At 43.8% G+C, this 26,030-nt stretch carries 24 protein-coding genes; 7 read left to right on the forward strand and 17 right to left on the reverse strand.

Annotated features, from left to right (window positions below):
* Nucleotides 1-68: 68 nt before the first annotated feature.
* The gene (locus BMZ06_RS04170) at nucleotides 69-551 is read left to right on the forward strand and encodes a hypothetical protein (protein ID WP_089750430.1); all 483 of its coding nucleotides are present in this window, start codon (nucleotides 69-71) and stop codon (nucleotides 549-551) included.
* Between the two features lie 30 nt (nucleotides 552-581).
* Here the strand turns inward: BMZ06_RS04170 and BMZ06_RS04175 are convergent, their stop codons facing one another.
* Together BMZ06_RS04175 and BMZ06_RS04180 are read right to left on the reverse strand one after the other, a co-directional pair.
* Nucleotides 582-1,136 carry an LOG family protein gene (locus tag BMZ06_RS04175; RefSeq protein ID WP_089750538.1) on the reverse strand — a complete coding sequence of 185 codons (555 nt, stop codon included), beginning with the start codon at nucleotides 1,134-1,136 and terminating at the stop codon, nucleotides 582-584.
* Nucleotides 1,137-1,211: 75 nt separating this feature from the next.
* Nucleotides 1,212-2,501, reverse strand: coding sequence for an adenylosuccinate synthase (locus tag BMZ06_RS04180; RefSeq protein WP_089750432.1), 1,290 nt, complete (start codon nucleotides 2,499-2,501; stop codon nucleotides 1,212-1,214).
* Between the two features lie 227 nt (nucleotides 2,502-2,728).
* Here BMZ06_RS04180 and BMZ06_RS04185 point away from each other — a divergent pair, with 227 nt between their 5' ends.
* Both BMZ06_RS04185 and BMZ06_RS04190 read left to right on the forward strand, forming a co-directional pair.
* Nucleotides 2,729-3,508 carry a DeoR/GlpR family DNA-binding transcription regulator gene (locus BMZ06_RS04185; RefSeq protein ID WP_089750434.1) on the forward strand — a complete coding sequence of 260 codons (780 nt, stop codon included), beginning with the start codon at nucleotides 2,729-2,731 and terminating at the stop codon, nucleotides 3,506-3,508.
* The gene (locus BMZ06_RS04190) at nucleotides 3,499-4,353 is read left to right on the forward strand and encodes a Cof-type HAD-IIB family hydrolase (RefSeq protein ID WP_089750436.1); all 855 of its coding nucleotides are present in this window, start codon (nucleotides 3,499-3,501) and stop codon (nucleotides 4,351-4,353) included. The genes BMZ06_RS04185 and BMZ06_RS04190 overlap by 10 nt, the downstream gene beginning before the upstream one ends.
* A gap of 101 nt (nucleotides 4,354-4,454) precedes the next feature.
* On the opposite strand, the gene dnaB is transcribed toward BMZ06_RS04190, so the two are convergent.
* The 4 genes from dnaB to BMZ06_RS04210 all read right to left on the reverse strand — a co-directional run bounded on the left by dnaB (nucleotide 4,455) and on the right by BMZ06_RS04210 (nucleotide 9,357).
* On the reverse strand, nucleotides 4,455-5,816 hold the full coding sequence (gene dnaB, locus BMZ06_RS04195) for a replicative DNA helicase (protein WP_014645346.1): 1,362 nt from the start codon (nucleotides 5,814-5,816) through the stop codon (nucleotides 4,455-4,457).
* A 149-nt stretch (nucleotides 5,817-5,965) separates the two neighbouring features.
* Complete coding sequence (gene rplI / locus BMZ06_RS04200; RefSeq protein ID WP_089750437.1) at nucleotides 5,966-6,412, reverse strand: 50S ribosomal protein L9; 447 nt, start codon at nucleotides 6,410-6,412, stop codon at nucleotides 5,966-5,968.
* Entirely contained in the window at nucleotides 6,409-8,382 is a 1,974-nt protein-coding gene (locus BMZ06_RS04205; RefSeq protein ID WP_089750440.1) for a DHH family phosphoesterase, read from the reverse strand. Before BMZ06_RS04205 ends, rplI begins: the two co-directional genes overlap by 4 nt.
* A gap of 30 nt (nucleotides 8,383-8,412) precedes the next feature.
* Nucleotides 8,413-9,357 carry a YybS family protein gene (locus tag BMZ06_RS04210; RefSeq protein WP_089750442.1) on the reverse strand — a complete coding sequence of 315 codons (945 nt, stop codon included), beginning with the start codon at nucleotides 9,355-9,357 and terminating at the stop codon, nucleotides 8,413-8,415.
* Between the two features lie 158 nt (nucleotides 9,358-9,515).
* On the opposite strand from BMZ06_RS04210, the gene BMZ06_RS04215 reads away from it, so the two are divergent.
* Complete coding sequence (locus BMZ06_RS04215; protein WP_089750444.1) at nucleotides 9,516-10,331, forward strand: histidinol-phosphatase HisJ family protein; 816 nt, start codon at nucleotides 9,516-9,518, stop codon at nucleotides 10,329-10,331.
* Between the two features lie 738 nt (nucleotides 10,332-11,069).
* On the opposite strand, the gene BMZ06_RS04220 is transcribed toward BMZ06_RS04215, so the two are convergent.
* The 4 genes from BMZ06_RS04220 to BMZ06_RS04235 form a co-directional block, all read right to left on the reverse strand.
* Nucleotides 11,070-12,587 carry an AbgT family transporter gene (locus tag BMZ06_RS04220; protein ID WP_089750446.1) on the reverse strand — a complete coding sequence of 506 codons (1,518 nt, stop codon included), beginning with the start codon at nucleotides 12,585-12,587 and terminating at the stop codon, nucleotides 11,070-11,072.
* 168 nt (nucleotides 12,588-12,755) lie between these two features.
* Nucleotides 12,756-14,324, reverse strand: coding sequence for a phytoene desaturase family protein (locus tag BMZ06_RS04225; protein WP_089750448.1), 1,569 nt, complete (start codon nucleotides 14,322-14,324; stop codon nucleotides 12,756-12,758).
* 510 nt (nucleotides 14,325-14,834) lie between these two features.
* Complete coding sequence (gene serA, locus BMZ06_RS04230; protein WP_175477797.1) at nucleotides 14,835-16,418, reverse strand: phosphoglycerate dehydrogenase; 1,584 nt, start codon at nucleotides 16,416-16,418, stop codon at nucleotides 14,835-14,837.
* A complete protein-coding gene (locus tag BMZ06_RS04235) occupies nucleotides 16,418-17,581 on the reverse strand; it encodes a pyridoxal-phosphate-dependent aminotransferase family protein (RefSeq protein ID WP_089750453.1) in 1,164 nt (387 codons plus the stop codon). Before BMZ06_RS04235 ends, serA begins: the two co-directional genes overlap by 1 nt.
* A 240-nt stretch (nucleotides 17,582-17,821) precedes the next feature.
* Here BMZ06_RS04235 and BMZ06_RS04240 point away from each other — a divergent pair, with 240 nt between their 5' ends.
* Complete coding sequence (locus tag BMZ06_RS04240) at nucleotides 17,822-19,507, forward strand: peptide ABC transporter substrate-binding protein (RefSeq protein WP_089750455.1); 1,686 nt, start codon at nucleotides 17,822-17,824, stop codon at nucleotides 19,505-19,507.
* A gap of 134 nt (nucleotides 19,508-19,641) precedes the next feature.
* Entirely contained in the window at nucleotides 19,642-20,268 is a 627-nt protein-coding gene (locus BMZ06_RS04245) for a YczE/YyaS/YitT family protein (RefSeq protein ID WP_089750457.1), read from the forward strand.
* A 17-nt stretch (nucleotides 20,269-20,285) separates the two neighbouring features.
* On the opposite strand, the gene hmpA is transcribed toward BMZ06_RS04245, so the two are convergent.
* Nucleotides 20,286-21,509, reverse strand: coding sequence for an NO-inducible flavohemoprotein (gene hmpA, locus BMZ06_RS04250; protein ID WP_089750459.1), 1,224 nt, complete (start codon nucleotides 21,507-21,509; stop codon nucleotides 20,286-20,288).
* Nucleotides 21,510-21,892: 383 nt separating this feature from the next.
* On the opposite strand from hmpA, the gene BMZ06_RS04255 reads away from it, so the two are divergent.
* Nucleotides 21,893-22,330: an Rrf2 family transcriptional regulator gene (locus BMZ06_RS04255; RefSeq protein WP_089750460.1), complete on the forward strand. Its 438-nt coding sequence runs from the start codon at nucleotides 21,893-21,895 to the stop codon at nucleotides 22,328-22,330.
* A gap of 53 nt (nucleotides 22,331-22,383) precedes the next feature.
* Here BMZ06_RS04255 and rpsR read toward each other — a convergent pair whose 3' ends face one another.
* From rpsR to BMZ06_RS04285, 6 genes are all read right to left on the reverse strand, one after another.
* Entirely contained in the window at nucleotides 22,384-22,611 is a 228-nt protein-coding gene (gene rpsR, locus BMZ06_RS04260; RefSeq protein WP_089750462.1) for a 30S ribosomal protein S18, read from the reverse strand.
* 22 nt (nucleotides 22,612-22,633) lie between these two features.
* Nucleotides 22,634-23,137, reverse strand: coding sequence for a single-stranded DNA-binding protein (ssb, locus tag BMZ06_RS04265; protein ID WP_089750464.1), 504 nt, complete (start codon nucleotides 23,135-23,137; stop codon nucleotides 22,634-22,636).
* Nucleotides 23,138-23,149: 12 nt separating this feature from the next.
* Nucleotides 23,150-23,443: a 30S ribosomal protein S6 gene (gene rpsF, locus BMZ06_RS04270; RefSeq protein WP_014645361.1), complete on the reverse strand. Its 294-nt coding sequence runs from the start codon at nucleotides 23,441-23,443 to the stop codon at nucleotides 23,150-23,152.
* Nucleotides 23,444-23,580: 137 nt separating this feature from the next.
* Nucleotides 23,581-24,678 carry a redox-regulated ATPase YchF gene (ychF, locus tag BMZ06_RS04275; protein ID WP_089750466.1) on the reverse strand — a complete coding sequence of 366 codons (1,098 nt, stop codon included), beginning with the start codon at nucleotides 24,676-24,678 and terminating at the stop codon, nucleotides 23,581-23,583.
* A gap of 222 nt (nucleotides 24,679-24,900) precedes the next feature.
* Nucleotides 24,901-25,098: a DUF951 domain-containing protein gene (locus BMZ06_RS04280; RefSeq protein ID WP_089750468.1), complete on the reverse strand. Its 198-nt coding sequence runs from the start codon at nucleotides 25,096-25,098 to the stop codon at nucleotides 24,901-24,903.
* A gap of 17 nt (nucleotides 25,099-25,115) precedes the next feature.
* Nucleotides 25,116-26,021, reverse strand: coding sequence for a mechanosensitive ion channel family protein (locus tag BMZ06_RS04285; RefSeq protein ID WP_245755952.1), 906 nt, complete (start codon nucleotides 26,019-26,021; stop codon nucleotides 25,116-25,118).
* Nucleotides 26,022-26,030: the final 9 nt, after the last annotated feature.

Raw genomic sequence — 26,030 nt, forward strand, 5'->3', positions numbered from 1 at the left:
CTTTTCATATCACCTATGGGAACACACATATAATTTTATAAAACTACTTTATAGGAAGGAGGGATCCCTTGAAGAAAATTATACGCTCTATTTCTTTTGTACTTATAATTTTAATAATTGGACTGCTCGGCTACTTAAAAATGAACCCGCCCCTGACGCAGGGTTCAATTGGAACGACTAGCGACAAGTTATCGGTTATTGTCGCCCTCGGAAACAAAAATTTATTAGGGAACATCCATATTACCGATGTTTCGATCAATGCAAATGAAGCTCCCACAAAAGTACGCATGCAGGTCAGTAACTCTACTAAAGGTTTTATTATTACAGATACTTATCAGCCTTATGAAGAAGAATACGGAATGAAAGACTATGAGACGATTACACTCGAACCCAAAAGTGCTCCGATACCATTCTCCAAGCAGGCAAAAGCGGGTTCTGAACACCCTGACAGAATCTATGGTTTAAGCATCACAGAAGATACCCCGATTGAACGTATTAATGTGACGTATCGCTACCTGGGAATTTCATTTGTAAAAACCATCAATGTGTAAAAAAAGACCAGCGCTGCCGCTGATCTTTTTTTATTTATCAGTAGAATGATAGGTGTTCAGCTTGTCTAAAAGTTCATAGGGGTCAGAGGAATCTACAACGATGCTCCGATTGCTTTCAGGAACAAACCCTGCCTCAATGGCATGCTCAATTAATCGTTTTACAGGGGTATAGTACTCTTCAATATTGAATAAAGCCACTGGCTTTTTGTGCAGTCCTATTTGAGCCCAGCTCACGGTCTCAAATAATTCCTCAAACGTTCCAAACCCGCCGGGGAGTGCGATATACCCGTCAGCAAGTTCACTCATCTTTGCTTTTCGTTCATGCATCGTGTTCACTTCAATAAAGTCGCTTAGTTCCGTATGGACGATTTCACGGTCAAATAACTCCGTAGGCATGACTCCCGTGACTTTTCCTCCCAGCTGAAGTATGCTGTCGGCAAGTACACCCATTAAACCACTTTTAGCTCCACCGTATACCAGCTCAATATTTTTTTCAGCAAATGCTTTTCCGAGTTTTTTGGCTTCTTCCGTATAGGCTGGGTTGTGTCCGGCACTTGAGCCCGCAAATACACAGATTTGTTTCACGTGAAACACTCTCCTTCTCCTCATATCATAAGCAAAACACGCCTGACTTAGACAAGCCAGGCGTTGAAACATCATTTATTCGCTGTAAACACTCCGTACAACATTGGTTTGGTTACGATCCGGTCCCACAGAAAATACTGAAAGAGGGATTCCCGTAAGCTGTGAAACTCGTTCAATGTAATTGCGTGCATTAACTGGAAGATCACTCAATGTTTTCGCACCGGTGATATCTTCTGTCCAGCCCGGCATTTCTTCATACACCGGTTCACATTCAGCGAGTACTTTCAAGCTGGCCGGGAATTCTTCCATAATTTCTCCTTTGTACTTATAAGCGGTACAAATTTTCAACGTCTCAATACCCGTTAATACGTCGACTGAGTTAAGGGAAAGGTCTGTAATACCACTCACACGGCGGGCATGGCGAACCACTACGCTGTCAAACCAGCCGACACGGCGTGGTCTGCCCGTCGTAGTGCCGTATTCTTTCCCGACTTCACGAATTTGATCACCCGTTTCATTATCCAGTTCAGTTGGAAAAGGACCGTCTCCTACACGCGTCGTATAGGCTTTAGACACCCCGACTACATGCTTGATTTTAGACGGGCCGACACCGGAACCAATCGTGACCCCGCCGGCAATTGGGTTGGAAGAGGTAACGAAAGGATAGGTTCCTTGATCGATATCAAGCATAACTCCCTGAGCCCCTTCAAATAGAATGCGGCGGCCTTCATCCAGGCTGTCATTCAACACAACGGAGGTATCGCACACATACTTTTCAATCTGCTGTCCATAATCGTAGTATTCCTCGAGGATTTCCTCGACCGTAAATGGTTTCGTTTCATAAACTTTTTCAAACAAACGGTTCTTTTCTTCCAGATTCTGCTCAAGCTTTTCTTTAAAGCTTTCTTTATCCATCAGATCAGCTATACGTATGCCCATACGTGCAGCTTTGTCCATATAGGCAGGCCCAATCCCTTTTTTCGTGGTGCCGATTTTATTCGCACCTTTTTGCTCTTCCTGCAGGGTATCGAGTTTCAAGTGGTAAGGAAGAATTACGTGCGCGCGATTGCTGATTCGAAGATTTTCTGTAGATACTCCTTTGTCGTGTAAGTATTTCAGTTCCTCTAGCAGCGCTTTAGGATCAATGACCATTCCATTGCCCAGCACACAAGTTTTATCATTAAAAAAGATTCCAGAAGGTATTAAATGCAATTTATAAGTAACGCCATCAAATTTGATCGTATGCCCGGCATTGTTTCCACCTTGATAACGTGCAACAACCTCGGCATTTTGTGATAGAAAATCGGTTATCTTGCCTTTTCCTTCGTCTCCCCATTGGGTTCCGACTACAACTACTGACGACATAAGGCACCTCCGCCAAAAATTTGTTTTATATTATTTCCACCGTCAGTTTACCAATGATATCCTTGCAAGTCAACGCAATTCCCGAACAATAAACCAAATAATCCATTTAATAGTTCGGTTATCACAAACCACATTTCATTATAAATGCTTACATTTACTTATAAAGATTGAAATATTACCATTCTTGACTTATGATGACTTATATAATGAAAGCAGGGAGGGAATCGATGTATCAGGAAGAACGATTGATGGAAATCGTGGATTACATAAACGAAAATCGGCGGATTTCCGTGGATCAAATTTGTGAGTTATTTGATGTATCCAGAGATACCGCCAGAAGAGACCTAGTTAAATTAGAAAATAAAAAAGCGATTGTCCGAACCAGAGGTGGAGCGATTTCACCTGGAACCAACCCTGAAATTAAAAACTATCAGCACCGTCTTCATAGCGTATCTAGTGAAAAAAGAGAAATTGGAAAACGTGCCGCTTCTCTCCTGGAACCAGGTAATACCGTCATTCTTGATACTTCCACCACTGTGCAGGCATGTGCAGGAGAACTGGAAGACATGGAAATGACCGTCATCACGAATTCTATTCACCAGGCTGAGATTCTATCAGGTAAAGATCATCTCAGGATTCATCTTCTTGGCGGGCAGCTTCATAAAGATCATGGTTTCCTGTATGGAACATCTACCATCGACAAACTGAATCAGTATCACGTTGATAAGGCATTTATAGGTGTAGTAGGTATATCAGAGCGCGGCTTGACCATTGGACATGAAGAGGATGGAATGGTAAAGCGCAAGATGATGGTACAAGCCAGGAAGGTAATTGTGCTAGCCGACCACACTAAGATCGGAGTCACGGAATTCTTTCAGTTCGCTACATTAGAAGATATTGACGTTATGATTACGGATCGCATACCTGAAGAGAATTTTCGCGAACTGCTGGAAATCAATCAAGTAGAATTGCTTGTAACCGAGGAGGAGAAAGACATATGGAGTTAATTGCTATTGATTTAGACGGCACCCTTTTAAACAGCCGCCACACGATTAGTGAAGAGAATATAAAAGCTATTAAACATGCGCAGCAGCAAGGAGTAGAAGTGGTGGTCGCTACTGGACGGGCTGAGTTTGATGTCCGGGAAGTGTTTGCTCATACAGGCCTCGCCACCTGGGTAATTGGGGCAAACGGAGCTACCATACACCGCCCGAACGGCACACTTTTCGATTCCGTACCAATTAAGGAAAAAGACGCGGACACCATATTAAACTGGCTGGAGCAAGAGCAATTTTATTATGAGGTATTCAGTGATTCTTCCATCTTAACCCCTCACAATGGACGCCGCCTCTTACAAATAGAAATGGATCGTATCAAGAGTGCTAATCCAGAGGCTGACTTAGAAGAGCTTGAAAAAGCTTTGGAAAAGCAATTCAGCCAAACCGGGTTTTATCATGTTGATTCATATAAGGATATTACAGAGTCGGGATCACCCGTTTACAATATCCTGGCCTTCTCATTTGAACAGGAAAAGCTGGACAAAGGCTGGCACACATTTGAATCGAACTCTGACCTTACCCTTGTCAGTTCAGCCAACCATAACTTTGAGTTTGAGCATAAAGATGCGTCCAAAGGACTCGCCCTGCAAAAGCTGGCTGACCATTTAAGTATTCCAATCAGCGAGACCGCTGCTATAGGAGACAGTCCCAACGACCTTTCCATGCTTCATACGGCCGGCCATAGTGCGGCCATGGAAAATGCGAAAGACGTAGTAAAAGAAGCTAGTGATTTTATAACCGCTCACAACGACACCCACGGCGTAGCCCAAGCCATCTATCATTGGCTAAAGTAATTCATTCCAATATATGGATGACCTGAGGTGGAAATATCACCCATACAAAAACCCCGCCAGAGCTGGTGATCAGCTTCTGGCGGGGTTTTTTATTATAACAATTAGGCCGGAGGAATGTCTGCTTCGCTGTAGCGGTGATCCAAATCTACGAACTTATTATACTCCTTCACAAAGGCAAGTTCGACGTTACCGACAGGGCCATTCCTTTGTTTGGATATAATAATCTCGATAATGTTCTGGTTCTCAGATTCCTGGTCGTAATAGTCATCACGATATAAGAAGCCAACGATATCGGCATCCTGCTCGATCGACCCTGATTCACGCAGGTCAGACATCATTGGACGCTTGTCCTGACGGGATTCCACACCACGTGACAGCTGTGATAAGGCAATGAGAGGAACGTTAAGCTCACGCGCGAGCCCCTTCAAGGAACGTGAAATCTCAGAAACCTCCTGCTGTCGGTTTTCCTTGGAATTAGCGCTTCCCTGAATTAATTGAAGATAATCGATAAGGATCATACCAAGACCGTGTTCTTGCTTTAACCGTCGGCATTTGGAGCGAATTTCACTAACACGGATACCAGGGGTATCATCAATATAAATTCCGGCATTCGATAAACTACCCATTGCCATGGTCAGCTTATTCCAGTCTTCTGCTTCCATGTGGCCTGTACGAAGCCGCTGAGCATCAATGTTCCCTTCCGCACACAGCATACGGGAAACAAGCTGATCCGCTCCCATCTCCAAACTGAAGATCGCCACATTCTCTTCTGTATGAACAGCCACATTCTGAGCAATGTTCAAAGCAAAGGCGGTCTTACCCATAGAAGGACGGGCTGCGATGATGATCAGGTCATTTCGCTGAAAACCGGAGGTAATATTGTCAAGATCACGATAACCTGTGGGAATTCCGGTTACGCCGCCTTCTTGATTGTGAAGCTGTTCGATATTATCGTAAACATCGATTAATACGTCTTTAATACTTTTAAAAGCACTGGAATTTTTTCGCTGGGAAACTTCCAGAATATCTTTTTCAGCCGAGTTCAGGACATCCTCTAAATCTTCTTCTTCTGAATACCCGGTGGTTACGATGTTCGTCGCTGTCCTGATCAAACTTCTTAACGTTGATTTCTCGCTGACAATCTTCGTATAGTACGTAATATTGGCTGCCGTGGGTACAGAGTTCGCCACGTCGGTGAGGTAGGAAACCCCTCCCACTTCTTCTAAAACTTTATTATTGGATAAAGCCGAAGTCACCGTTACCAGGTCAATTGGTTCCCCTTTATCAGCCAGCGTCATCATGACTTCAAAAATCCGCTGGTGACTGGCACGGTAGAAGTCTTCGGGCAGCAAATATTCTGAGGCAGTGGACATGGCTTCAGGTTCTAAAAAGACCGCACCCAGTACCGCCTGTTCAGCTTCAATATTATGGGGCGGCGTGCGATCATTCCATACTTCACTCACTAGCTGTTCCTCCTCTGGTTCAAAACAAAATATAAGCACCCGACCCTTTCACTGCTTCACACACATGTTCCAATCGTGCTGAGGGTTAAAAGGCCAGGCGCTCATAATAGATGCTTCATAAACGAAATTTCAGATCATAGTCAGGTCGTTTATTTTTCTTCGATGTGGACACGGATCGTACCCGTAACTTCTGGGTGAAGCTTCACCGGTACATTCGTGTAACCAAGATTACGGATCGGGTCATCCAGTTCAATTTTTCGTTTGTCGATTTTAATATTATGAGCTTTCTTCAATTCTTCAGCAATTTGCTTGCTTGTAATAGAGCCGAACAGACGACCATTATCGCCGGACTTAGCCGTTAGTTTGACTTCCATATCTTTCAAGGTTTCTTTCAGCTTTTCGGCTTCATCGATTTCCTCCTGGGCTTTCTGCTCCTGCTTGGCATCAATCGCTTTTTGAGCCTGGACGTTTCCTTTCGTCGCTTCAACCGCTAAGTTATTTTTAAGAAGATAGTTGCGGGCATAGCCATCAGATACGTCCTTGATTTCGCCTTTTTTCCCTTTACCTTTTACATCTTGATTAAAAATTACCTTCATTCTGTGTCTCCCCCTTCAAAATACTCGTCAATTATATCTTGCAACAATGCTTTCGCATCTTCAATCGTTGTGTCTTCAAGCTGAGTAGCGGCGTTCGTTAAGTGGCCGCCTCCGTTCATTCGTTCCATAATAACCTGAACGTTAATATCACCTAGAGAACGGGCACTGATTCCAATACGCCCGTCCTTACGCTCGGATATAACGAAGGATGAAACAACACCACTCATCGTAAGGAGTGTATCAGCAGCTTGCGCAATAATGACGGGGCCATAAGTTTCCCCTTTATTCCCGGTTGATATGGCTACTCCGTCCCGGTACACTTCCGCTCGCTCAATCAACTTACTTCTCCGGATATAAACATCCAGATCTTCTTTCATAAACTTCTGCACCTGGACCGTGTCAGCTCCTTTTGACCGCAAATAAGAAGCAGCATCAAATGTCCGTGATCCGGTCCGCAGCGTGAAACTCTTCGTGTCGACAATAATCCCGGCAAGCAGGGCAGTAGATTCAAGCATGGAAAGTTTCAGTTTCTTAGGCTGATATTCCAGCAATTCCGTCACTAATTCCGCTGTTGAGGAAGCATATGGCTCCATATAGACAAGTGTAGGATCAGAGATAAACTCTTCTGCCCGGCGGTGGTGGTCAATTACGACCACATGCTCGGTTTTCGAAAGTAATTTCTCTTCCATGACTAAGGAAGGCTTATGCGTATCTACCACGACCAGCAACGTGTTATTCGTCACCATTTCCATAGCATCTTCCGGCGGGATAAAGTACTGCCACAGCTCTTCATCCTGCTCAATTTCTTCGATCATACGCTGAACACCCGTATCAATATCGTTCGGATCAAGGACAATTGCTGCCTGTTTATCATTAGCCTGAGCAATTTTCAAAATCCCGATGGAAGCCCCGACCGAGTCCATATCAGGGGATTTATGCCCCATTATTAGAACTCTTTCACTTTCCTGCACCAATTCTTTCATGGCGTGGGAGATAACACGGGCACGAACGCGCGTCCTTTTTTCCATAGGATTCGTCTTACCGCCATAGAATCGTACTTTTCCTGTATCATCCTTGATCGCGACCTGGTCACCTCCGCGACCGAGAGCAAGATCAAGGCTGGACTGAGAAAGTTCTCCCAGTTCTGGGAGGCTGATTGGGCCAACACCGATACCGAAACTCAGCGTGAGAGGTACGTTCTGATCTGTAATCAGCTCACGGACATCATCAAGGATTTCAAATTTGGCTTTTTCTAATTTTTTCAGAATTTCCTGATTCATGACAGCCACAAAGCGTTCTTGAGAGGTACGCTTTAAGTAGATTCCATAATTCCCAGCCCATCTATTTAAAATAGAAGTGACCTGCGAGTTTATATGACTCTTGGCTGTATCATCCATTCCCTGCGTAATTTCTTCATAATTATCCAGGAATATAATCGCCAGAACGGTTTGTTCATTTTTATAAAGATTATGAATCTCTGTTTGTTTCGTACGATCAAATAGATAGAGCAACCGTTCATCTTTTTTAATAATCGTCTGAAGTTTGTAGTCACCTACCGTAATCCAGACTTCACTCTCATCTTCTTTAATAGGTGCAATTAACTGGTCAGATAATTGCTTGAGAGATTTACCTACGATGGTGTCATCCTTTGTAAACCTATTCATATAAGGGTTAGCCCATTCGATTTTATAGTTTTCACTAAATAAAATAATTCCAATAGGCATCTCAAGCAGCGCCTCTTCCCCTACTTTTTTCACCCGGTAGGAAAGAGTCGATATATATTCTTCCGTTTCGTTAATCATGTTCTGTTCAGTTCGGACACTGTAGAAGATAGAGGCTGCTAAAAACAGCGTCATCATCATCCCAAGCGTCCACTGATAATACCAAATAAAGGCAAGCAACACCAAGGAAATCACATAAATAATCCATAAGTGTCCGCTCATCGTTGGCTTTTTAAAAAAGTTAGGCATTCCATTCAGCTCCTACCATCTTATACGAGCTCATTTCTTTCCTTTTATCCGTTCCCTAAGAGAAAATCCTATATCAATTATACCTAAGATTCGCACAAGATACAGTAAGATTTGTGGAAGTAAAAGGCAAATCACGGCAATTACGGCTGGTATGGCCTTTGACCATTTCTTCACTTCTGCATAGTAAAAGATAAAAGAGAACCCTTGCAATACGAGCAGGCTGCCGGCCAACGTGAATACGTTGATCGATCCCAAGTAGAGCAATCCCTCTTCATCCGTTGGAAAATAAGTTAAAATCAATGCGAAGAAGTAATACCATAAAACTGCGGTCGGCAGCTTAAATTCTTTAAATGGAGGAAAACGTAATTTCTTCTGCTCCACTCGATTAATCACTTTAAAAGTCAGCCACTGGCTGATAAAAGCAAACGCAATCCCTATCATGACCAGAATACTTGGAATAATATCGGGCAAAAAGTCAATCATTTCACGTACCGGTTCTAATTGCTCCTCCGTATTTTCGCCTCCAAGTACCCTAAGAAGCATAGTATCTGTCCTGGTTAAAGCTTCGTTCATACTGCTGCGGATCTGCTCCCCCCAGCTAACCTCGAACAATAACTGAGAGATCATGTAAATGCTGGCTGCGCCGATACTGAAGCCGATTGATCCGAAAGCCCACGCCTCTAAGGAAGATTGTTTATTGTGAAGAGCTCCCCCCAGGAACACTCCACCCACTCCAGCTAATAAAGTAAACATCGAAAAAGCTGGTCCAAATAGCAGGGTGAACAGTAAGGCAGCTGTAAACATCAAAGCTCCTGCTTTCCAGTTATGCCGGTAGCTATAAAATATGAAAGGAACAGGAAGTGTAAACAGCAGGACAGGTGCGATTACCATTGGCATGAAAATAATTACCAATAACAATAGCAGATAAACGCCTGTCATTAAAGCCCCTTCCGTAATTCTTTTTGTGTCATTCATTTCCAGAAACACCTCTATTTCTATACTAGCTTATCTATTTTAACATACATCGTTTTTCCTATTCTTCTCATTCTTCTTATAGAAAGTGACGATTTTGGTAGAAATGTCTGTTGTCTGATATGATTAAATGTAATATTGCGAATTTTAGGAGGATGATCATGCGGACTGACTATCATGTACACATGGCCGAAACCGGAAACCTTGAGGTCGATTATTTAAAAACTTACATTGAAAAAGCGAAAGCAGAAGGAATACAAGAATTGGGCATTTCCGAACACGCTTACTTTTTTCAAGAGACGAGGCCGATCATCTCAAATCCATGGGTGGAAAACCGCCGAACGCTCGACTTCAGTACTTATCAGAATATGTTCGACCAGGCTGAAAAGGAAGGACTGACGATCAAAATGGGCATTGAAATGGATTATATGCCCGGCAAGGAAAAAGAGATGGAAGCTTTTATTTCTGAGCATCCTTTTGACTATGTCATCGGCTCCGTACACTGGATTGATGAGTGGGGGATTGACCTTGCTACTTTCCGTGACGAATACGAAAAACGAGATCTTTATGAAGTCTACCGCCAATACTTTGACCGCGTCGTTACGCTTGCAGAGTCCGGCTTATTTGATTTTGTCGGTCACATTGATGTCATTAAAGTGTTTGGATACCGTCCTGATGACCAAGAATTCCTGCGTGAACAATATAAACGAGCAGCTGAAGCACTGGCTTCTACAGGTACGTGTATTGAAATTAGTACAGCGGGGCTCAGAAAACCAGTTGGAGAAATGTACCCGGATCCTGAACTGCTGCAAATTTGTAAAGATGCCGGCGTTGGAATCGTTCTCTGTTCCGATGCTCATAAACCGGATCATGTAGGTCACCGGTATGAAGAGGCTGTGGAGCTGGCAAAATCGGCTGGATATGAAGAAGTTCACGTATTTACTAACCGTAAAGCCTCCGTCCATCCTCTCAAATAAATAGGAAATTCAAAAAGAGCCGGAGACACCGGCTCTTTTTTTATCAGGCTACTCGGCTCATTAATCGATGATAAATATTTATGTTCCTTCTTTCAGATAAGCTCCCGTTTGTGTAAGACTCAGTTTCGAGATAAATGGGTCCGTTACGTTTAAACGGAGGAGGGCTGGTTGGGAAATAAGTCGCTTTCCTGCGGGGGAACCGGCAAGCCTCCTCAGTCGTTCACTCCCTGTGGGGTCTTGCCTAGCTCCTTCTCCCGCGGGAGTCTCCTCATTGCCCAACCAGCCCTTGTGAACGGACCCTGCTATAGGAGAAAGGAGCCATGCTACATCTGCCTCGAGTGCTTATAGTACAGGTTTCCTACACTTAAACACACGTAAAAACCAGTGTGATTATAGGTGTTCCTCGTTCATTGGAAGGTGTTGATGCAGAAGATTTTAGAGCTCTCCATGATCGCAATGGGGCGAAAGGGAACGGCGAAGACTCCTGCGGGATGAACATGATCGGTGAGATCCCGCAGGGCTGCTAAGCCCGAGGAAGCTCAGCACATGCCCGCGGAAAGCGAGCCGTTCCCTGGAGCCCCTTTCTCTCCAAGATATCTCGAAACTGAGCCTTCAACTAACCGGCCTGTTAGTTTAATATGTTAATCATGGTAATTACCTATGATATTATAGCGCCTATAAGAAAGCAGACTTCCTCTCGAAGGAAGTCTGCTTTCTTCATGATAGTAACTCATCCTATTAATAACTGATAGGAGCTCCTGGTCCTACCGGAATACCTAGCAGTACCCAAACCAGCAGCAGAACTAGCCAAGCTAGTAGGAATGCGACTGAATAAGGAATCATCATGGAAATCAATGTCCCAATACCTAGTTTCTTATCATAACGCTGAGCAAAAGCAATAATTACCGGGAAATAAAGAAGCAGCGGCGTAATCATATTCGTCACTGAATCTGCAATCCGGTACAGCAGCGTTGTAAACTCAGGAGAATAGCCAAGGTTCATCATGATCGGAACAAACACTGGGGCTAAGATCGTCCATTTTGCTGAAGAACTTCCAATAAAGAAGTTCACAACCATAGTCAGCCCCAGGAACGTCAGGATAAGACCAATTCCATCGAATCCAGTGGAATTTAAGAAATCCGCTCCTTTAAAAGCGATCACCGTTCCGAGGTTCGTTTCACGGAAATAAGCAATAAATTGACCGGCCGTAAAAGCCAGGGCAATATATCCACTCATGCTGGCCATTGTTTTTCCTAACAGCTTCGTCAGATCTTTGTCATTTTGAATTTCTTTTACCACGATTCCATAAATCAGACCTGGAACAAGGAATAAAAGGAAAATAACAAAGACCAGGGCATTAAAGAATGGTGAATCAATGTATGCCCCATCACCGCGCAGCGGTCCAAACGATAGATAGGCCATTAAGAGAAACGTAAATAGGAATCCTATACCAGCCAGACGCATCCCTCTTTTTTCAAGAGAGGTAAGCTCATTGATCTCGTCGTTTTCTCCACCTTCATAACGACCTAATCGAGGTTCAACAATCTTATCTGTCACAAGCGTACCTACGATCGTCACCAGCAGAACAGAAACCGCCGCAAAGAAGTAGTTCATGGTTACGGTAATCGTTTCCGCATAGGCAGGGTCAAGCGTTCGTGTGGCTTCAACGGTTAATTCCTGAAGAACGGCATCGGTGGAAGTGAGGGCCAGATTGGCTCCAAATCCTCCTGATACACCAGCGAACGCTGCAGCCAGACCGGCTAGCGGATGACGGCCTAACCCTAGAAAAAGTACGGCGCCGAGAGGTGGAAGAACTACGTACCCGGCATTGACGGCCACACTGGACATGACACCGGCAAATACCAGTGCTGCCGTAAGTAATCGATTAGGGAAAGAAAATACAATTCCTTTTAAAGAAGAATTAATTAATCCAGTTTGTTCCGCTAAACCAATCCCGAGCATCGTTACGAGTACCGCTCCAAGCGGCGGGAATCCTATAAAGTTTTCAACGGCACTGTTAAAAATGTAATCCAGACCGCTTAGACTAAATAAGTTTTTAACTTGAATAACTTCCCCTGTGGTGGGGTTCGTCACGGAAACAGAAGAAAATATGCCCGATATAATAACAACAATGAGGGCCAAAATTGCAAATAACAAAAGTGGGGACGGAAGCTTATTTCCGAGCCACTCAATACCATCTAATATTCGAAACAACATCCTTCGAGATGACGAGGGGGTTTCTTTTTTCTCTGACATAAAATCAGGTCTCCTTCTAATGTTGATAATTTAGGTCGGAATTTAATTTAACAAGTTGCTTGTTGAAAGTCAAAGCATTGAATTTGAAATGAGAAAAAGTTAACAACAGGCATTCTCAAGCACATCATATAAAAATCCCTGGAAGAATTTTCTCCCAGGGCGCGTTTCTTATAGTTTATCAGCAAGCAGCCAGCCAGAGGTTCCGTTCAATCCACCTCCAGGCCAGGTTGCAGCTCCTACCATATATAAGCGATCAATCGGTGTGTTGTAACGAGAATATCCTGGAACCGGCCGGAATACGTAGTTTTGGAAGATGTGGTGACTTCCGCTTACACTATCTCCTCCGACAAGGTTTGGGTTATCCCCTTCAAGATCTGCAGGGGAAAGTACGGTCCTTTTTCGAATGGCGCGCTTACTGTTATGCGTGTAGGCAGACAGCTTCTCTATAACCCGGTCCGCATAAGCCTCTTTTATGTTGGACCAGTCATCTGCTTCAATTTCACCCAGCGCATCTTTTTTCACGTTAGAAGGTAAGGCCCTCACTTGGATCCAGAGCGTTGATTTCCCTTTCGGAGAGCGGGTGTCGTCCATAACATCCGGCTGTCCGACGATCAGCAGGGGACTGTCAGGAAGCTCTCCATTCATAGCCTGCGTGTAAGTTCTTGCTAAGTCTTCTACATAAGGACCAATGTGGACGTAAGCAAATTCTGAGTATTTCTCTCCCGCTTTCCATTGGAGAGGTTCGTCCAGGGAGAGATGGATTATCATCGTCGCTGGTCCATAGCGGTAACTCTCCGCTTCTTGAAGATAGTGATCTGGAACCTCGTTTACGTCTAGCAGACGGTTCACCATCTGGGTCGGTGTTACATTTCCTATGACAGCCTTATCGGCTATCATTTCCTCTCCATTTTCGAGGACCACTCCATATGCCTGACCGCCTTCGACGAGTACTCGTTCTACGGATGTTTCCGTCCTTATCTCACCCAGTCTGATTTCAAGCATTTTGACCATGCTATCAATCATTTTCTGAATGCCGCCTTTAGAAAAAGCCATGCCATTTCGCTGGTTTAAAATGGATTCCAGGAACGGAAAGACCGCTCCGTTAGATACATCAGGACCAAAATCCAAATGAAGTCCCCACGGGGCCACCATTGCTTTTACTTTATCGCTTTCAAACCAGTGATCCACAAATTCGCGTGGGGATTGCAGCAAGTGACTTCCCAGTTCCATCAATCCATTTAACTTAAGCTGTTTCATAGACTTCAACACATGCTTCCAGGCTTTATAAGAGGGAAGTTCCATCTGCATGAGCGGCATAAAGTGAGGAGTCGTTTGATCATAATAATGGCTCAGGTCCTTCCAGGCATACGTATCATCGGTCGAATGATAGGCCAGACTTTTGAACATTTCCTTACGATTCTGGTAGGCTCCTATCCCTGTGTCATCAGGAAAAACGCTGGCGTAAGGCTTATCATTTACTACTGGTTCAAAACCAAAGCGCTGCATTTCTTCTTCGTGTTCCTGATAAAATTGCGATCCTAAAAACAAACCAATATTCATCGCATATAAATCATGAACATAACCAGGCTCCGTCACTTCTCCGGACTTAGATGCACCCCCGGGTTTCGACGACTTTTCTAAGACCAGTACTTTCCACCCTTTTTCTGCCAGCTGGATGGCTGAGATTAGTCCATTATGTCCCGCCCCGATAACAATAGCATCATATTTCTTGGTCAATTCATCTCCTCCTCTTTCTCTTATGTAGAGAGTTCAGCTACTCTTCTGTTACCAAAAACAAGACGGACTAAACTTTTTTATGATTCTATAGGACTAGAGATCTGTACTAACAGAAAAGCTCCCATTACTTGAAGACTCAGTTTCGAGATAACTCGGGTCCGTTGCCAAAAAACGGTGAGGGCGGCTACGGAAACAACTCGCTTTCCTACGGGGAAGGCGATTATGGAAAGATTTTCGAGCTCTCCATAAACGCAAAGGGGCGGAAGGGAACGGGGAAGACTCCTGCGGGATGAACATGATCGGTGAGATCCCGCAGGGCTGTTAAGCCCGAGGAAGCTCAGCACATGCCCGCGGAAAGCGAGCCGTTCCCTGGAGCTCCTTTCTCCAGACAATATCTCGAAATCAAGTCTTCACACAATCCGGCCCGTTAGTTTAATAAGTTTCTTAATTAACGTTCAACATCTAAATAAAAAATCCCCGGAGACCAGGTCCCCGGGAACAGATTCTATTTTATAGAGTTAAACACTGAACTTTATTAATATCCGTAATTTCGCCCAGTCGATCCTGACACTCAGACTCCACTTCTTTGTCCACGGTCAGAACCATAACAGCGTCTCCGCCCTGGTTGGTTCTTCCTACCTGCATGGTAGCAATGTTCATATTGTGCTCGGATAAGAGACTTCCCACACGTCCGATAGCGCCCGGCTGGTCTCTGTGGTGGATAACAATCAGGTTCCCATCTGGAACTACGTCAATGGAGTATTGGTCCATTTGGACAATACGGGCTCCAAGACCATTTAACAAAGTACCTGCGATACTTCGTTTCTCCTGGTCCGTTTCAATCTCGACAGTAAGCAGGTTCGTAAACCCTTTGGTTGACGTCGACTTTTGCTCATTGATGACAATTCCCTTATCAGAAGCTGTTTTAAAGGCATTTACGTCGTTCACACGCTGTCCAATGTGTCTGCGCAGAATTCCTTTAACCGCGATTCTGGTAAGCGGGGTGGTATCAACGTCTGTCAGTTCCCCTGAATAATACACACTTACGCGCTCAAGCGTTCCTTCCACTACACGGGACAAGAAAGCACCAAGGCGTTCCGACAGTTTGAAATATGGAGAGAGCTGTTCCATCATTTCTGAAGAAACGGAAGGCATATTCACAGGGTTTCTTACGGTTCCGCCTCTTAAGTGCTCTAATACGTCGTAACTTACATCGGTCGCAACATTTTCCTGAGCCTCTATCGTGCTTGCTCCGAGATGCGGGGTAGCAATGACTTCTGTAAGAGAAAGAAGAGGGTGCTCGGTTGCCGGCTCTTCTTCAAACACGTCAAGCGCCGCACCGGCAATTTTCCCGCTTTGAAGAGCTTGATAAAGAGCATCTTCATCAACAATTCCGCCGCGGGCGCAGTTCAGAATCCTGGCACCAGGTTTCATCAGCTGAATGGCTTCACGATCAATTAAGTGCTTGGTTTCTTCCATTAAAGGCGTATGAACCGTTAAGAAATCTGCCTGCTGCAGCACTTCCTGAAGAGTTCCATGATCTACACCGGCTTTATCGGCTTTTTCCTGATTAAGAAATGGATCATAAGCGATGACTTTCATTCTTTGCCCTTTAGCGCGCTGAGCCACTTCTCTTCCGATTCTGCCGAAACCGACCACGCCGAGCGTTTTACCTTTAAGCTCGACTCCGACGAATTTCTTTCTTTCCCATCGTTTTTGCTGTAACTGGTGATAGGCTTGAGGAATATTACGCGCGAGAGACATCAGCATAGCCATCGTATGTTCTGCTGTAGAAATGGTATTTCCATCAGGAGCATTTACCACAACTACACCATGCTCTGTTGCCGCATCCAGATCAATATTGTCCACGCCAACGCCAGCACGTCCGATCACCTGGAGGTTTTCGGCATGTTCAATCACTTCTCTGGTTACTTGTGTCTGGCTTCTGACAATAATAGCCTGCACAGACTTTACAGCCTCAAGCAGCTCTTCATGGCTCAGAGAAGGATCTGCAATAGCTTCCACATCTTCCGCATCCAATAAAGGACGGATTCCTTCTTCACTTAAAGGGTCACAGATTAACACGCGATACATTATTTTCCCTCCCTGGTGTGATTGAGATAAACTTCCTGGGCAGCGACAACGCCAGCCCCAGGTTTGAAATCATGGTTCAATCGTTTCAATATAATTTCTAAAATGCTTACATACTGAAGAACGTTTGCCGGACGGCAATAGCCCATATGGCCAATTCGGAAAATTTCACCTTTCATATGGTTCTGACCGCCAGCCACCATAAGTCCGAATTCTTCATTCGCAAGCTTTCTGAATTGTTCTGCATTAAAGGTAGCAGGTTTAATAGAAGTAACGGTTGTAGAAGCACTCTCATCGTCCACCAGCAACGGAAGGTTAAGAGCTTTACAAGCTTCGCGCGTCATGTTTTTCATGAGCTGGTGACGTTCAAACACATCGTCCAGACCTTCTTCTTCTATTAAATTTAAGACTTCCTCTAAACCAAATAAAAGAGATAAAGCCGGGGTAAAAGGTGTCTGGCCGTCACCCAGTTTTTTCTTATAGGTTCTTAAATCTAAGTAAAAACGTGGTCGATCATTATCATCAATAACCTCCCAGGCACGATCACTGACCGCTGCAAAAGCAAGACCCGGAGGGAGCATCATAGCTTTTTGAGATCCTGTCACTAAGAGATCGATTCCAGACTGATCCATCTCAATACGAGCACCGCCAATAGATGACACACCATCTACAAGCACTAGAGCATCACTGATCTCATTGACGCTTTTGGCTACTTCTTCAACGGGATGCATGACCCCAGTAGACGTTTCACAATGAGTCAGAAAGACCGCCTTCGTCTCAGGATGAGCCTTTAGCGCTTCTTCCACCTGAGAAACTTGAACAGCATTTCCCCATTCCAATTCAATACGATGGACATTCAGCTCGTAGGACTCACAGATCTGCGCAAAGCGCGCACCGAAAGAACCGGCAACCACAGCGATGACTTCATCTCCCGGCTTTGTGGTATTCACTACTGCTGCTTCCAAGGCAGACGTGCCGCTTCCTGTAAGCAGAAGCACATCCTGGGAGGTACCAAAAATTGACTTCACGCGCGGAGTGATTCTGTTTATTAAGTCTTTACATTTCTGTCCTCTATGACCAATCATTGGCTGGATCATGGCCCGATCGACACTTGGCGGAATCGGCGTCGGACCCGGTGTATGCAATAAATCCCATTCCCGGTTCATTTCTAGAACCACCCTTCTCATCAGATTCTATTCTCTTTTCCTATTATTAGTCGTTTGCTTATTAGAAAAAGAAATGATATTCCTTTATCCTATCAAAAGAATTAGTGTTGTCAATCTAATTTGAATTTTCAGTAATGATGCTTTTTCCTCAGTTTTACAAAAAAATTACGTTGAAAAAATTCATAATTATCTGTATAATTCAAAAAGTACATATATTTGAAAAAATAGGGGGAGTTACACTTGAGAAAAAACCACAAAATCTGGTTGCTTTTCACACTTATGCTCATTTTCGTATTAGCAGCGTGCAGCGGTGGCGGCGATGAGAACTCATCAGAGTCTAGTGAAGGTGGAAATGACACAGAAGAAAGCTCAGAAGGGAACGCTTCGGGCGATCAAACCATTACCGTAACAGCAAAAAGTGAAATCCCAAGCATGGATCCTTCCTTAATTACCGATTCAGTTGGATTCCAATGGGCCGGCGAAACATTGGAAGGTCTTTACCGCTTAGATGAAAACAGTAACCTTACAGAAGGAATGGCTAAAGAAGGAACGGTTAGTGAGGATGGCCTTACATGGACCTTTAAACTGCGTGACGCTAAGTGGTCCAATGGGGATGAAGTAACAGCTAACGATTTCGTTTATTCATGGAGACGAGCTGTGGACCCGGATACAGGTTCTGAATATGGACCGTACTTCCTTGGAGGCATCATTAAAAATGCTACTGCCGTCAGCGATGGGGAAGTGGAACCGGAAGAATTAGGTGTCACTGCAGTAGATGATAAAACACTTGAAGTAGAGCTTGAAAAGCCTGTACCTTACTTCAAATCAATGACTGTATTTATTACATTTATGCCAATTAACCAAAGTTACGTAGAAGAAAAAGGCGAAGATTTCGCCACAGAAGCAGAACATACATTATCCAACGGTCCATTCAAGATGTCAGAATGGAATCATGGTGAAGGCTGGACAGTTGTGAAGAACGAAGATTATTGGGATGCTGAAACTGTTCAACTCGAAACCATTAACGCTAAAGTAATTAAAGAGATTTCTACAGGGGTCAACCTGTATGAGTCTGGAGAAATTGATCAGACAGAACTTAATGCTGAATTTGTTGATCAGTACCGTAGTAACGAAGCTTTTGAAGTTGTTGAAAAACCATACTTGTACTTCTTCAAATTTAACCAGGAAGCAAATGAGGCCTTGGCTAACGCCGATGCTCGTAAAGCGATTTCCTATGCGATTAACAGGGAAGATCTTGTCAGTGTCATATTAAATGATGGATCTGTACCTGCAGAAGGCTATGTACCTTCAAACTTTGTTTCTATGCCTGAGAGTGAAACAGATTTCCGCGAAGCTCAAGGTTCCCTTGTAGAATCGAGTGAAGAGAAAGCAAAAGAACACTGGAATAAAGCGCTTGAGGCTTTAGGAACAGATTCTGTAACGATCGAGCTTCTCGGGGACGATACCGGAACTTCGAAGAAAACTTTGGCCTACTATAAAGACCAATTGGAATCTAAGCTGGATGGCTTAACGATTGATGTTATGGAAGTACCATTTAAAGAACGTGTACGTCGTGATAGTGCTTCTGAATTTGAAATGGAAGCTGCTACCTGGGGGCCTGACTATGTAGACCCTAACACTTACTTGAACATGTATGTTACCGATGGACAGAACAATAATATGAACTATTCAAGTGAAGAATACGATTCTCTTATTGAAAAAGCCAACGGAGAATATGCACAGCAGCCGGAGAAACGTTTCGAAACGTTCATGGAAGCTGAGAAACTACTTCTAGAAGAAGATCAAGCTGTTGCTCCAATCTATCAAGATGCGAAAGCTCAATTATTCAGACCAAACATTAAAGGGGTATTCACCACCTCCACCGGTCCTGAATTTGAATTCAAATGGGCTCACGTAGAAAATTAATCAGAATAGTGAAAAGGCCAGGAGGCATGCCTCCTGGCCTTTTTTACGTGCAAATCTCTTGTAACATGAGCTTCTGAGCGTTATAGTGACTAGCATCAAAGCAACAAGTTGGATAATAAGAAGGGAGAGGGCTTATGTTACGAATTTGGCAAAGAGGTTTATATTATTCTTTAGGAATTATTCTCTTAACATTAGGCATTGCCCTGACCATTGAATCACATTTAGGCACCTCTCCATTTGACGCACTACTTGTTGGGTTATACCGGTCTTTTGGTTTAACCATCGGCAGCTGGGAAATCGTGGTCGGTCTCACGATTATTCTTTTCAATGCAGCGGCCCAGCGGAAACGTCCTGAACTATTGGCGCTCGCAACCTCACTTTTAACCGGTATCGGAATTGATATATGGCTATGGATCATACGGTCAAATGACCTGATATTATCACCAAACCTGATGGCTCAAATTCTTTGTTTACTAACCGGCATTTTATTTGCAAGCTCAGGTATTGCGATCAATCTTCAGGCCGATTTTGCGCCAAATCCTTTTGACCGAATGATGCTGGTTGTCCGTAAGCTGACAGGATGGACGATCACAACTTCCCGTGTACTCATCAGTGTACTTTTGGTCATAGCTGCAGCTCTTTTTGGCGGTGCCATTGGAGTGGGGACCATTCTCATCACTCTTCTGAGCGGGCCAGCTATCCACGGATTTATGAATCTCGTAAACCGGCTAGACCAACGACTCGCTCCAGCTGAAAGCTAATACCTGGTCAATAAAACTTACAGAACTCCCTGGGGACCGAAGAATTCATAATGAATGCTATCCTCGGTTACATCCCAATCCTTAAGGGCTCGATTGACAGCCCTCATAAAGCCTTCAGGACCACAGAAGTAAAACTCGCTGTCCTGAGGGACCGCTTCTTTTAACCATGGAAGATCCACGTATCCTTCTTTATCGAACGATTGGTGCAGACGGTCATCCTCTGTCGGTTGAGCATAAATAATTTTAGTTACCGTTTTATTCCCCATGGTCTGCATATCCTTCTTAAATGCATGAACCGATCCGTTCTGAGCGGCATGAATAAAATACACTTCCCGCTCAGGCTGCATATCCTGAACAGCTCTGCCCATACTCATAATGGGTGTGAGCCCCACGCCCCCGCTCAACAGGACGAGCGGCTTGTCGCTATCTGCATCTAAATAAAAATCCCCAGCTGGTGCACTGACTGGAATAATATCACCTTCGCTTACTTGTTTGTGCAGCCAGTTAGATACTATCCCGTCTGGCACCTCTTCACTTGCTTCTTCTCTTTTCACACTAATCCGGTAGTACGGGTGGCCTGGAGCCTCTGACAAACTATATTGACGTAAATGATCATAAGAGTCTCCGGGAATTTCAGCTTTAATTGTTAAGTATTGGCCAGGCTTATAATCAGCTAGCGGCTGGTCATCCACCGGCTGTAGATAAAAGGATGTAATCACATCACTTTCTTCTTTCTTTTTAATCACTTTAAAATCACGGAATCCTGTCCAGCCGCCTTCCTGACGACGTACATCCTTGTACATACCATCTTCTACTTTAATAAATACGTCAGCTATAACTCCGTAGGCTGCTCCCCATGCTTGTAAAATTTCATCAGTCGCCGCATCTCCAAGAACATCTTTAATAGCTTTCAGCAAATATTCGCCTACAATTGGATAGTGTTCAGGCAGGACGTTCAAACTCCGGTGTTTTTCAGCAATCTGTTTAACCCTTGGCAGAATGGCTTCGAGGTGTTCTATGTTCTTAGCTGCCGCATAAACGGTGTTAGCCAGCGCACGGGGCTGGTCTCCTTTTCTTTGATGGGTCTGGTTAAAAATATTTTTCAATTCAGGATGATTTAAGAACAGCTGCTTATAAAAATGTGTCGTAATAGCCTCTCCATGTTCCTCTAACACAGGTACAGTTGATTTAATCACTTTAATCGTATGGTCATTTAATAATTGATTGGTTTGAGTAGACATATAAAACCCTCCGTAAAAGATGTATTTATAATATATCTTTATTATACATAAAAAAGGTGTATTATAAATACATCAATTATGACAATTTCGTTAATGGGCTATAAAAATCTGAAAATAAGACATCGGATTAGCTGCTATGGTAAGATTAAAAAAACGCTCTGTTAAACGATAATGTTGAATTTTCATAAAAAGCCTTATTAAGATATCGGGCCGTTTTCTGTAAAACGCAGTTTCGAGAGATCTTGGATTCGTAACCATAATAGAAGTAGAGCTGGCTACGTCACAACTCTGACGCGCCGGGCCGGAAAGTGAATCACCCGGAAACTTAACTGTAAATCAACACGGAAATATCTAGAACAAAAAAGAAGAGTGAGGGTTGACCTATGCGTTTAAAAAAATATACGGATTATGCTCTGAGAGTATTAATTTTCACAGCTGCTAAGAAAGAAGGTCAGCTTGCTAATAAAAAAGAGATTTCCGAGGTATTTAACATCTCAGAAAATCACTTAGGGAAGATTATCCATGAATTAAATAAATTAGAGCTTATTCATACGGTGCGGGGACGTTCTGGAGGAATTAAGCTTGCCCATAAGCCTGAAGACATTAACATTGGAAAAGTTGTCCGCTCCATGGAGGACGATTTTTATTTACTGGAGTGCTTTGACTGCCAGACGAACGAATGTGTAATTACACCTGCCTGTAAGCTAAGACATGTCCTGAAAGATGCGCTGCAAGCTTTCTTTCAAGTTCTGGACGGTTATACGTTAGCAGATCTTGTCTCCAATCGCGATGAACTGCGTGCGCTTATGCAGCTTTCCTGAATACAAAAAAACCGTGAAGTCTAAAATAGACTTCACGGTTTTTATTAACGCTACTATTCAGTAGAGTAAGGCAATAGAGCCATAATACGAGCGCGTTTGATTGCTTTAGTCAATTTACGCTGATATTTAGCAGAAGTTCCTGTTACTCGGCGAGGAAGAATCTTTCCTCGGTCAGAAACGAAACGTCTTAGTAGATCAACATCTTTGAAATCGATGTGTGTAATTCCATTAGCTGTGAAGAAACACACCTTTTTACGTTTTCCGCGTCCACGACGTGCCATGTCGCATTCACCTCTTTCTTAATTAGAATGGTAAATCATCATCTGATATATCGATGGGCTCTCCATTATCTGCGAATGGATCCTCATCTCGTTGATTGTTGTTATTGTTGTTGTTGTTCGATCCGAAATTATTTCCAGATGGTTGTTGATTCTGATTTGCCTGGTATCCTGAGCCTCCACGATTACTTCCACCCTGGGAAGAATTACCTTTGGATTCTAAGAATTGTACGCTATCTGCAACTACTTCCGTTACAAATACACGCTTGCCTTCCTGGTTATCAAAGCTTCTGGACTGTAAACGTCCGTCCACTCCTACAAGACTGCCTTTATTCATAAAGTTGGCTAGGTTTTCTGCAGCACGTCTCCAAACCACGCAGTTAAGAAAATCTGCGTCCTGACCACCTTGATTATTAGAAAATGGTCGGTTCACTGCAATGGTGAAGTTGGCGACGGCCACTCCGTTTGGCGTATAGCGTAAATCAGGATCCTTCGTCAATCTGCCGACTAATACGACACGATTTAACATCAGAACCACTCCTTATTTGTCATCTTCGCGCACTGCGATGTGGCGGATAATATCATCCGTGAACTTCGCTTGACGGTCGAATTCATTAATCGCTTCACGTGTACCGTTGAAGTCGACTGTTACATAGATACCATCACGGTAGTCGTTAATTTCATAAGCAAGACGACGCTTGCCGATTTCTTTAACTTCTTCTACCTCCGCGCCATTATCTTGAAGGATATTGCTGAAACGATCAATGATTCCTGTTTTAGCTTCCTCCTCGATATCTGGGCGGATGATATACATGATTTCGTATTTTCTACTCATCCGTTTTCACCTCCTTATGGACTTAACGGCTCCTATTCTTGACAGGAGCAAGGAGTAATCTATTCTTAATTACTCACAATGTAGTATTATAACAAAGTTGTCCAAGAAATACAATACTCAAACGGAAGGATCCTCGCTTATACGTTAAAACGGAAGTGAATAACGTCACCATCTCTCACTAAATACTCTTTGCCTTCTAAACGAACACGGCCGCGGTCGCGGGCGACACCCATGGTGCCTGCATCAACGAGATCTTCATACGAAACCGTCTCGGCACGGATGAAACCACGCTGGAAGTCCGTGTGAATGACTCCGGCAGCCTGTGGAGCTGTCATTCCTTCTTTAAAGGTCCAGGCTCTTACTTCCTGCTCACCAGCCGTAAAGTAAGTCGCCAGCCCAAGAAGGTTATACGTCGCTTTAATTAACTGATCAAGGCCAGATTCTTCAATACCAAGATCCTCAAGGAACTCTTCTTTTTCTTCTCCATCAAGCTCAGCAATCTCGGATTCAATTTTTGCACAGACGACAATAACTTCTGCATTCTCTTTTGCTGCAAATTCACGGATTTGCTTAACCTTTTCATTATCGCCTTCACCAATTTCATCCTCACTGACATTCGCCACATAGAGGATGGGCTTAGAAGTGAGCAAATGAAGGCCTTTCACGATTTTTTCCTGATCATCACTGAATTCAACAGCGCGAGCGGGGATTTCTTCCTCTAATGATTCCTTCAGTTTCTCAAGGACCGTGTACTCCGCTACAGCATCCTTATCTTTTTGACGAGCCATCTTAGCTACTCTGTCCATTCGTTTGGAAACTGTTTCGAGGTCGGCAAGAATTAACTCCAGGTTAATCGTTTCAATGTCAGTGATGGGGTCAACTTCACCTGACACGTGCGTCACGTTCTCATCTTCGAACGCACGGACTACGTGGCAGATTGCGTCAACCTGGCGGATATGGGATAAGAACTGGTTACCAAGTCCTTCACCTTTACTTGCCCCTTTAACAATGCCGGCAATATCGGTAAATTCAAATGCGGTAGGAACGGTTTTCTTCGGTTTCACAAGCTCGGTCAGCTTCTCCAGCCGACTGTCCGGTACTTCCACGATCCCTACGTTCGGATCTATTGTGGCAAACGGATAGTTGGCCGACAGAGCTCCTGCTTGTGTAATTGCGTTAAATAGCGTAGATTTTCCTACGTTCGGTAAACCTACGATTCCTGCTGTTAGTGCCATATAAGACTTTCACTCCTTAAGGATTTACATACATGCATGCTAGTCATATCAATTATAGATACTGTGTCTGAAAATAACAACCTGTGGAAAAGCAAAAGCCCAGGCTTGCTCCTTCTTAATTGTTAAATTCATTCTAGCCATTTTTCAGGTTTGATTAAACTTATCCGTACAAAATTAAAAAGCCCACCTATTTCAGGGAGCTTTTCAAGGCTTAAACAAATTTTACTGTTCGGAAGGTTCCAGCTTTTTCTTCATTTTAGATTCAAACTTTTTCCTCGGGATGAGGACACTGTGGCCGCAGCCTTCACACTTGATGCGGATGTCTGCTCCCATACGGATGATTTTCCAGCGGTTTTCTCCGCACGGATGAGGTTTCTTCATTTGAACGACATCATTCAACTCGTAATTTTTGTCTGCCATGGAGCTCCCTCCTTATTTTACTCATTAACTTCTTGTAAAGTTTTGTCATCTTCTCGAGAATACATAACCATGCGTGGAAAAGGAATTTCAATTCCTTTTTCGTCGAGACGGGTTTTCACTTCTTTCCTGATTGCACGAGCCATCGCCCAATGCTCCATCGGCTGGGTATCAGCGATTATTCTCATAACGACATCGGAAGCACCTAAGGTCTGTACCCCTAGAAGTTCTGGCACATCAAGCATTGCTTCATAACGAGCAGGCAGCTCTTTCATGAGCTCCAAAATCACTTGCTCGGCCTGGGCGATGTCTTCTTCGTACGCAATACTTACGTCCACCACGGCGACACTATTATGGATGGAAAAGTTCGTAACCTGCGTGACATTCCCATTAGGCAGGATATGAACCTCACCTGTCCAGGATTTGACTTTACACGTACGGATTCCCACCTCTTCAACAAAACCTTCGACCCCGGATGTCCGAATATAATCACCTACGGAAAACTGGTCTTCGAAAATGATGAAAAATCCGGAAATGATATCACGAACCAGGTTCTGGGCTCCAAAGCCGATCGCTAGTCCGGCAATACCTGCACCTGCGAGTAAAGCCCCTACATCCAAGGTAAAAGCTTCCAGTATCATAATAAACGAGACAAAATACACCACATACGTCAAAGCGTTGATCACCAATTTTTTTAATGTAGCTTCCCGGCGCTGGGTAATTTTAAAAGGTCCCCGCCGCCGATTTTCAAAAAACTGAGAAATCACTCGCTTTCCTATGCGGATCACTAAAAACGAGATCACCAGTATAAAGATGATTTTCAGGGCTCCCAAACCTAGAGAAGTCCATAATTGAGGTCCCGTCACATAATTTACTGCTTCCTCCCATTTGGTTAAAGCTTCCTGCACAGCTTCGTCCGCTTTCAATGCTTCCCC

This window comes from Halobacillus alkaliphilus (genome assembly GCF_900113125.1).
Classification (GTDB): domain Bacteria; phylum Bacillota; class Bacilli; order Bacillales; family Halobacillaceae; genus Halobacillus; species Halobacillus alkaliphilus.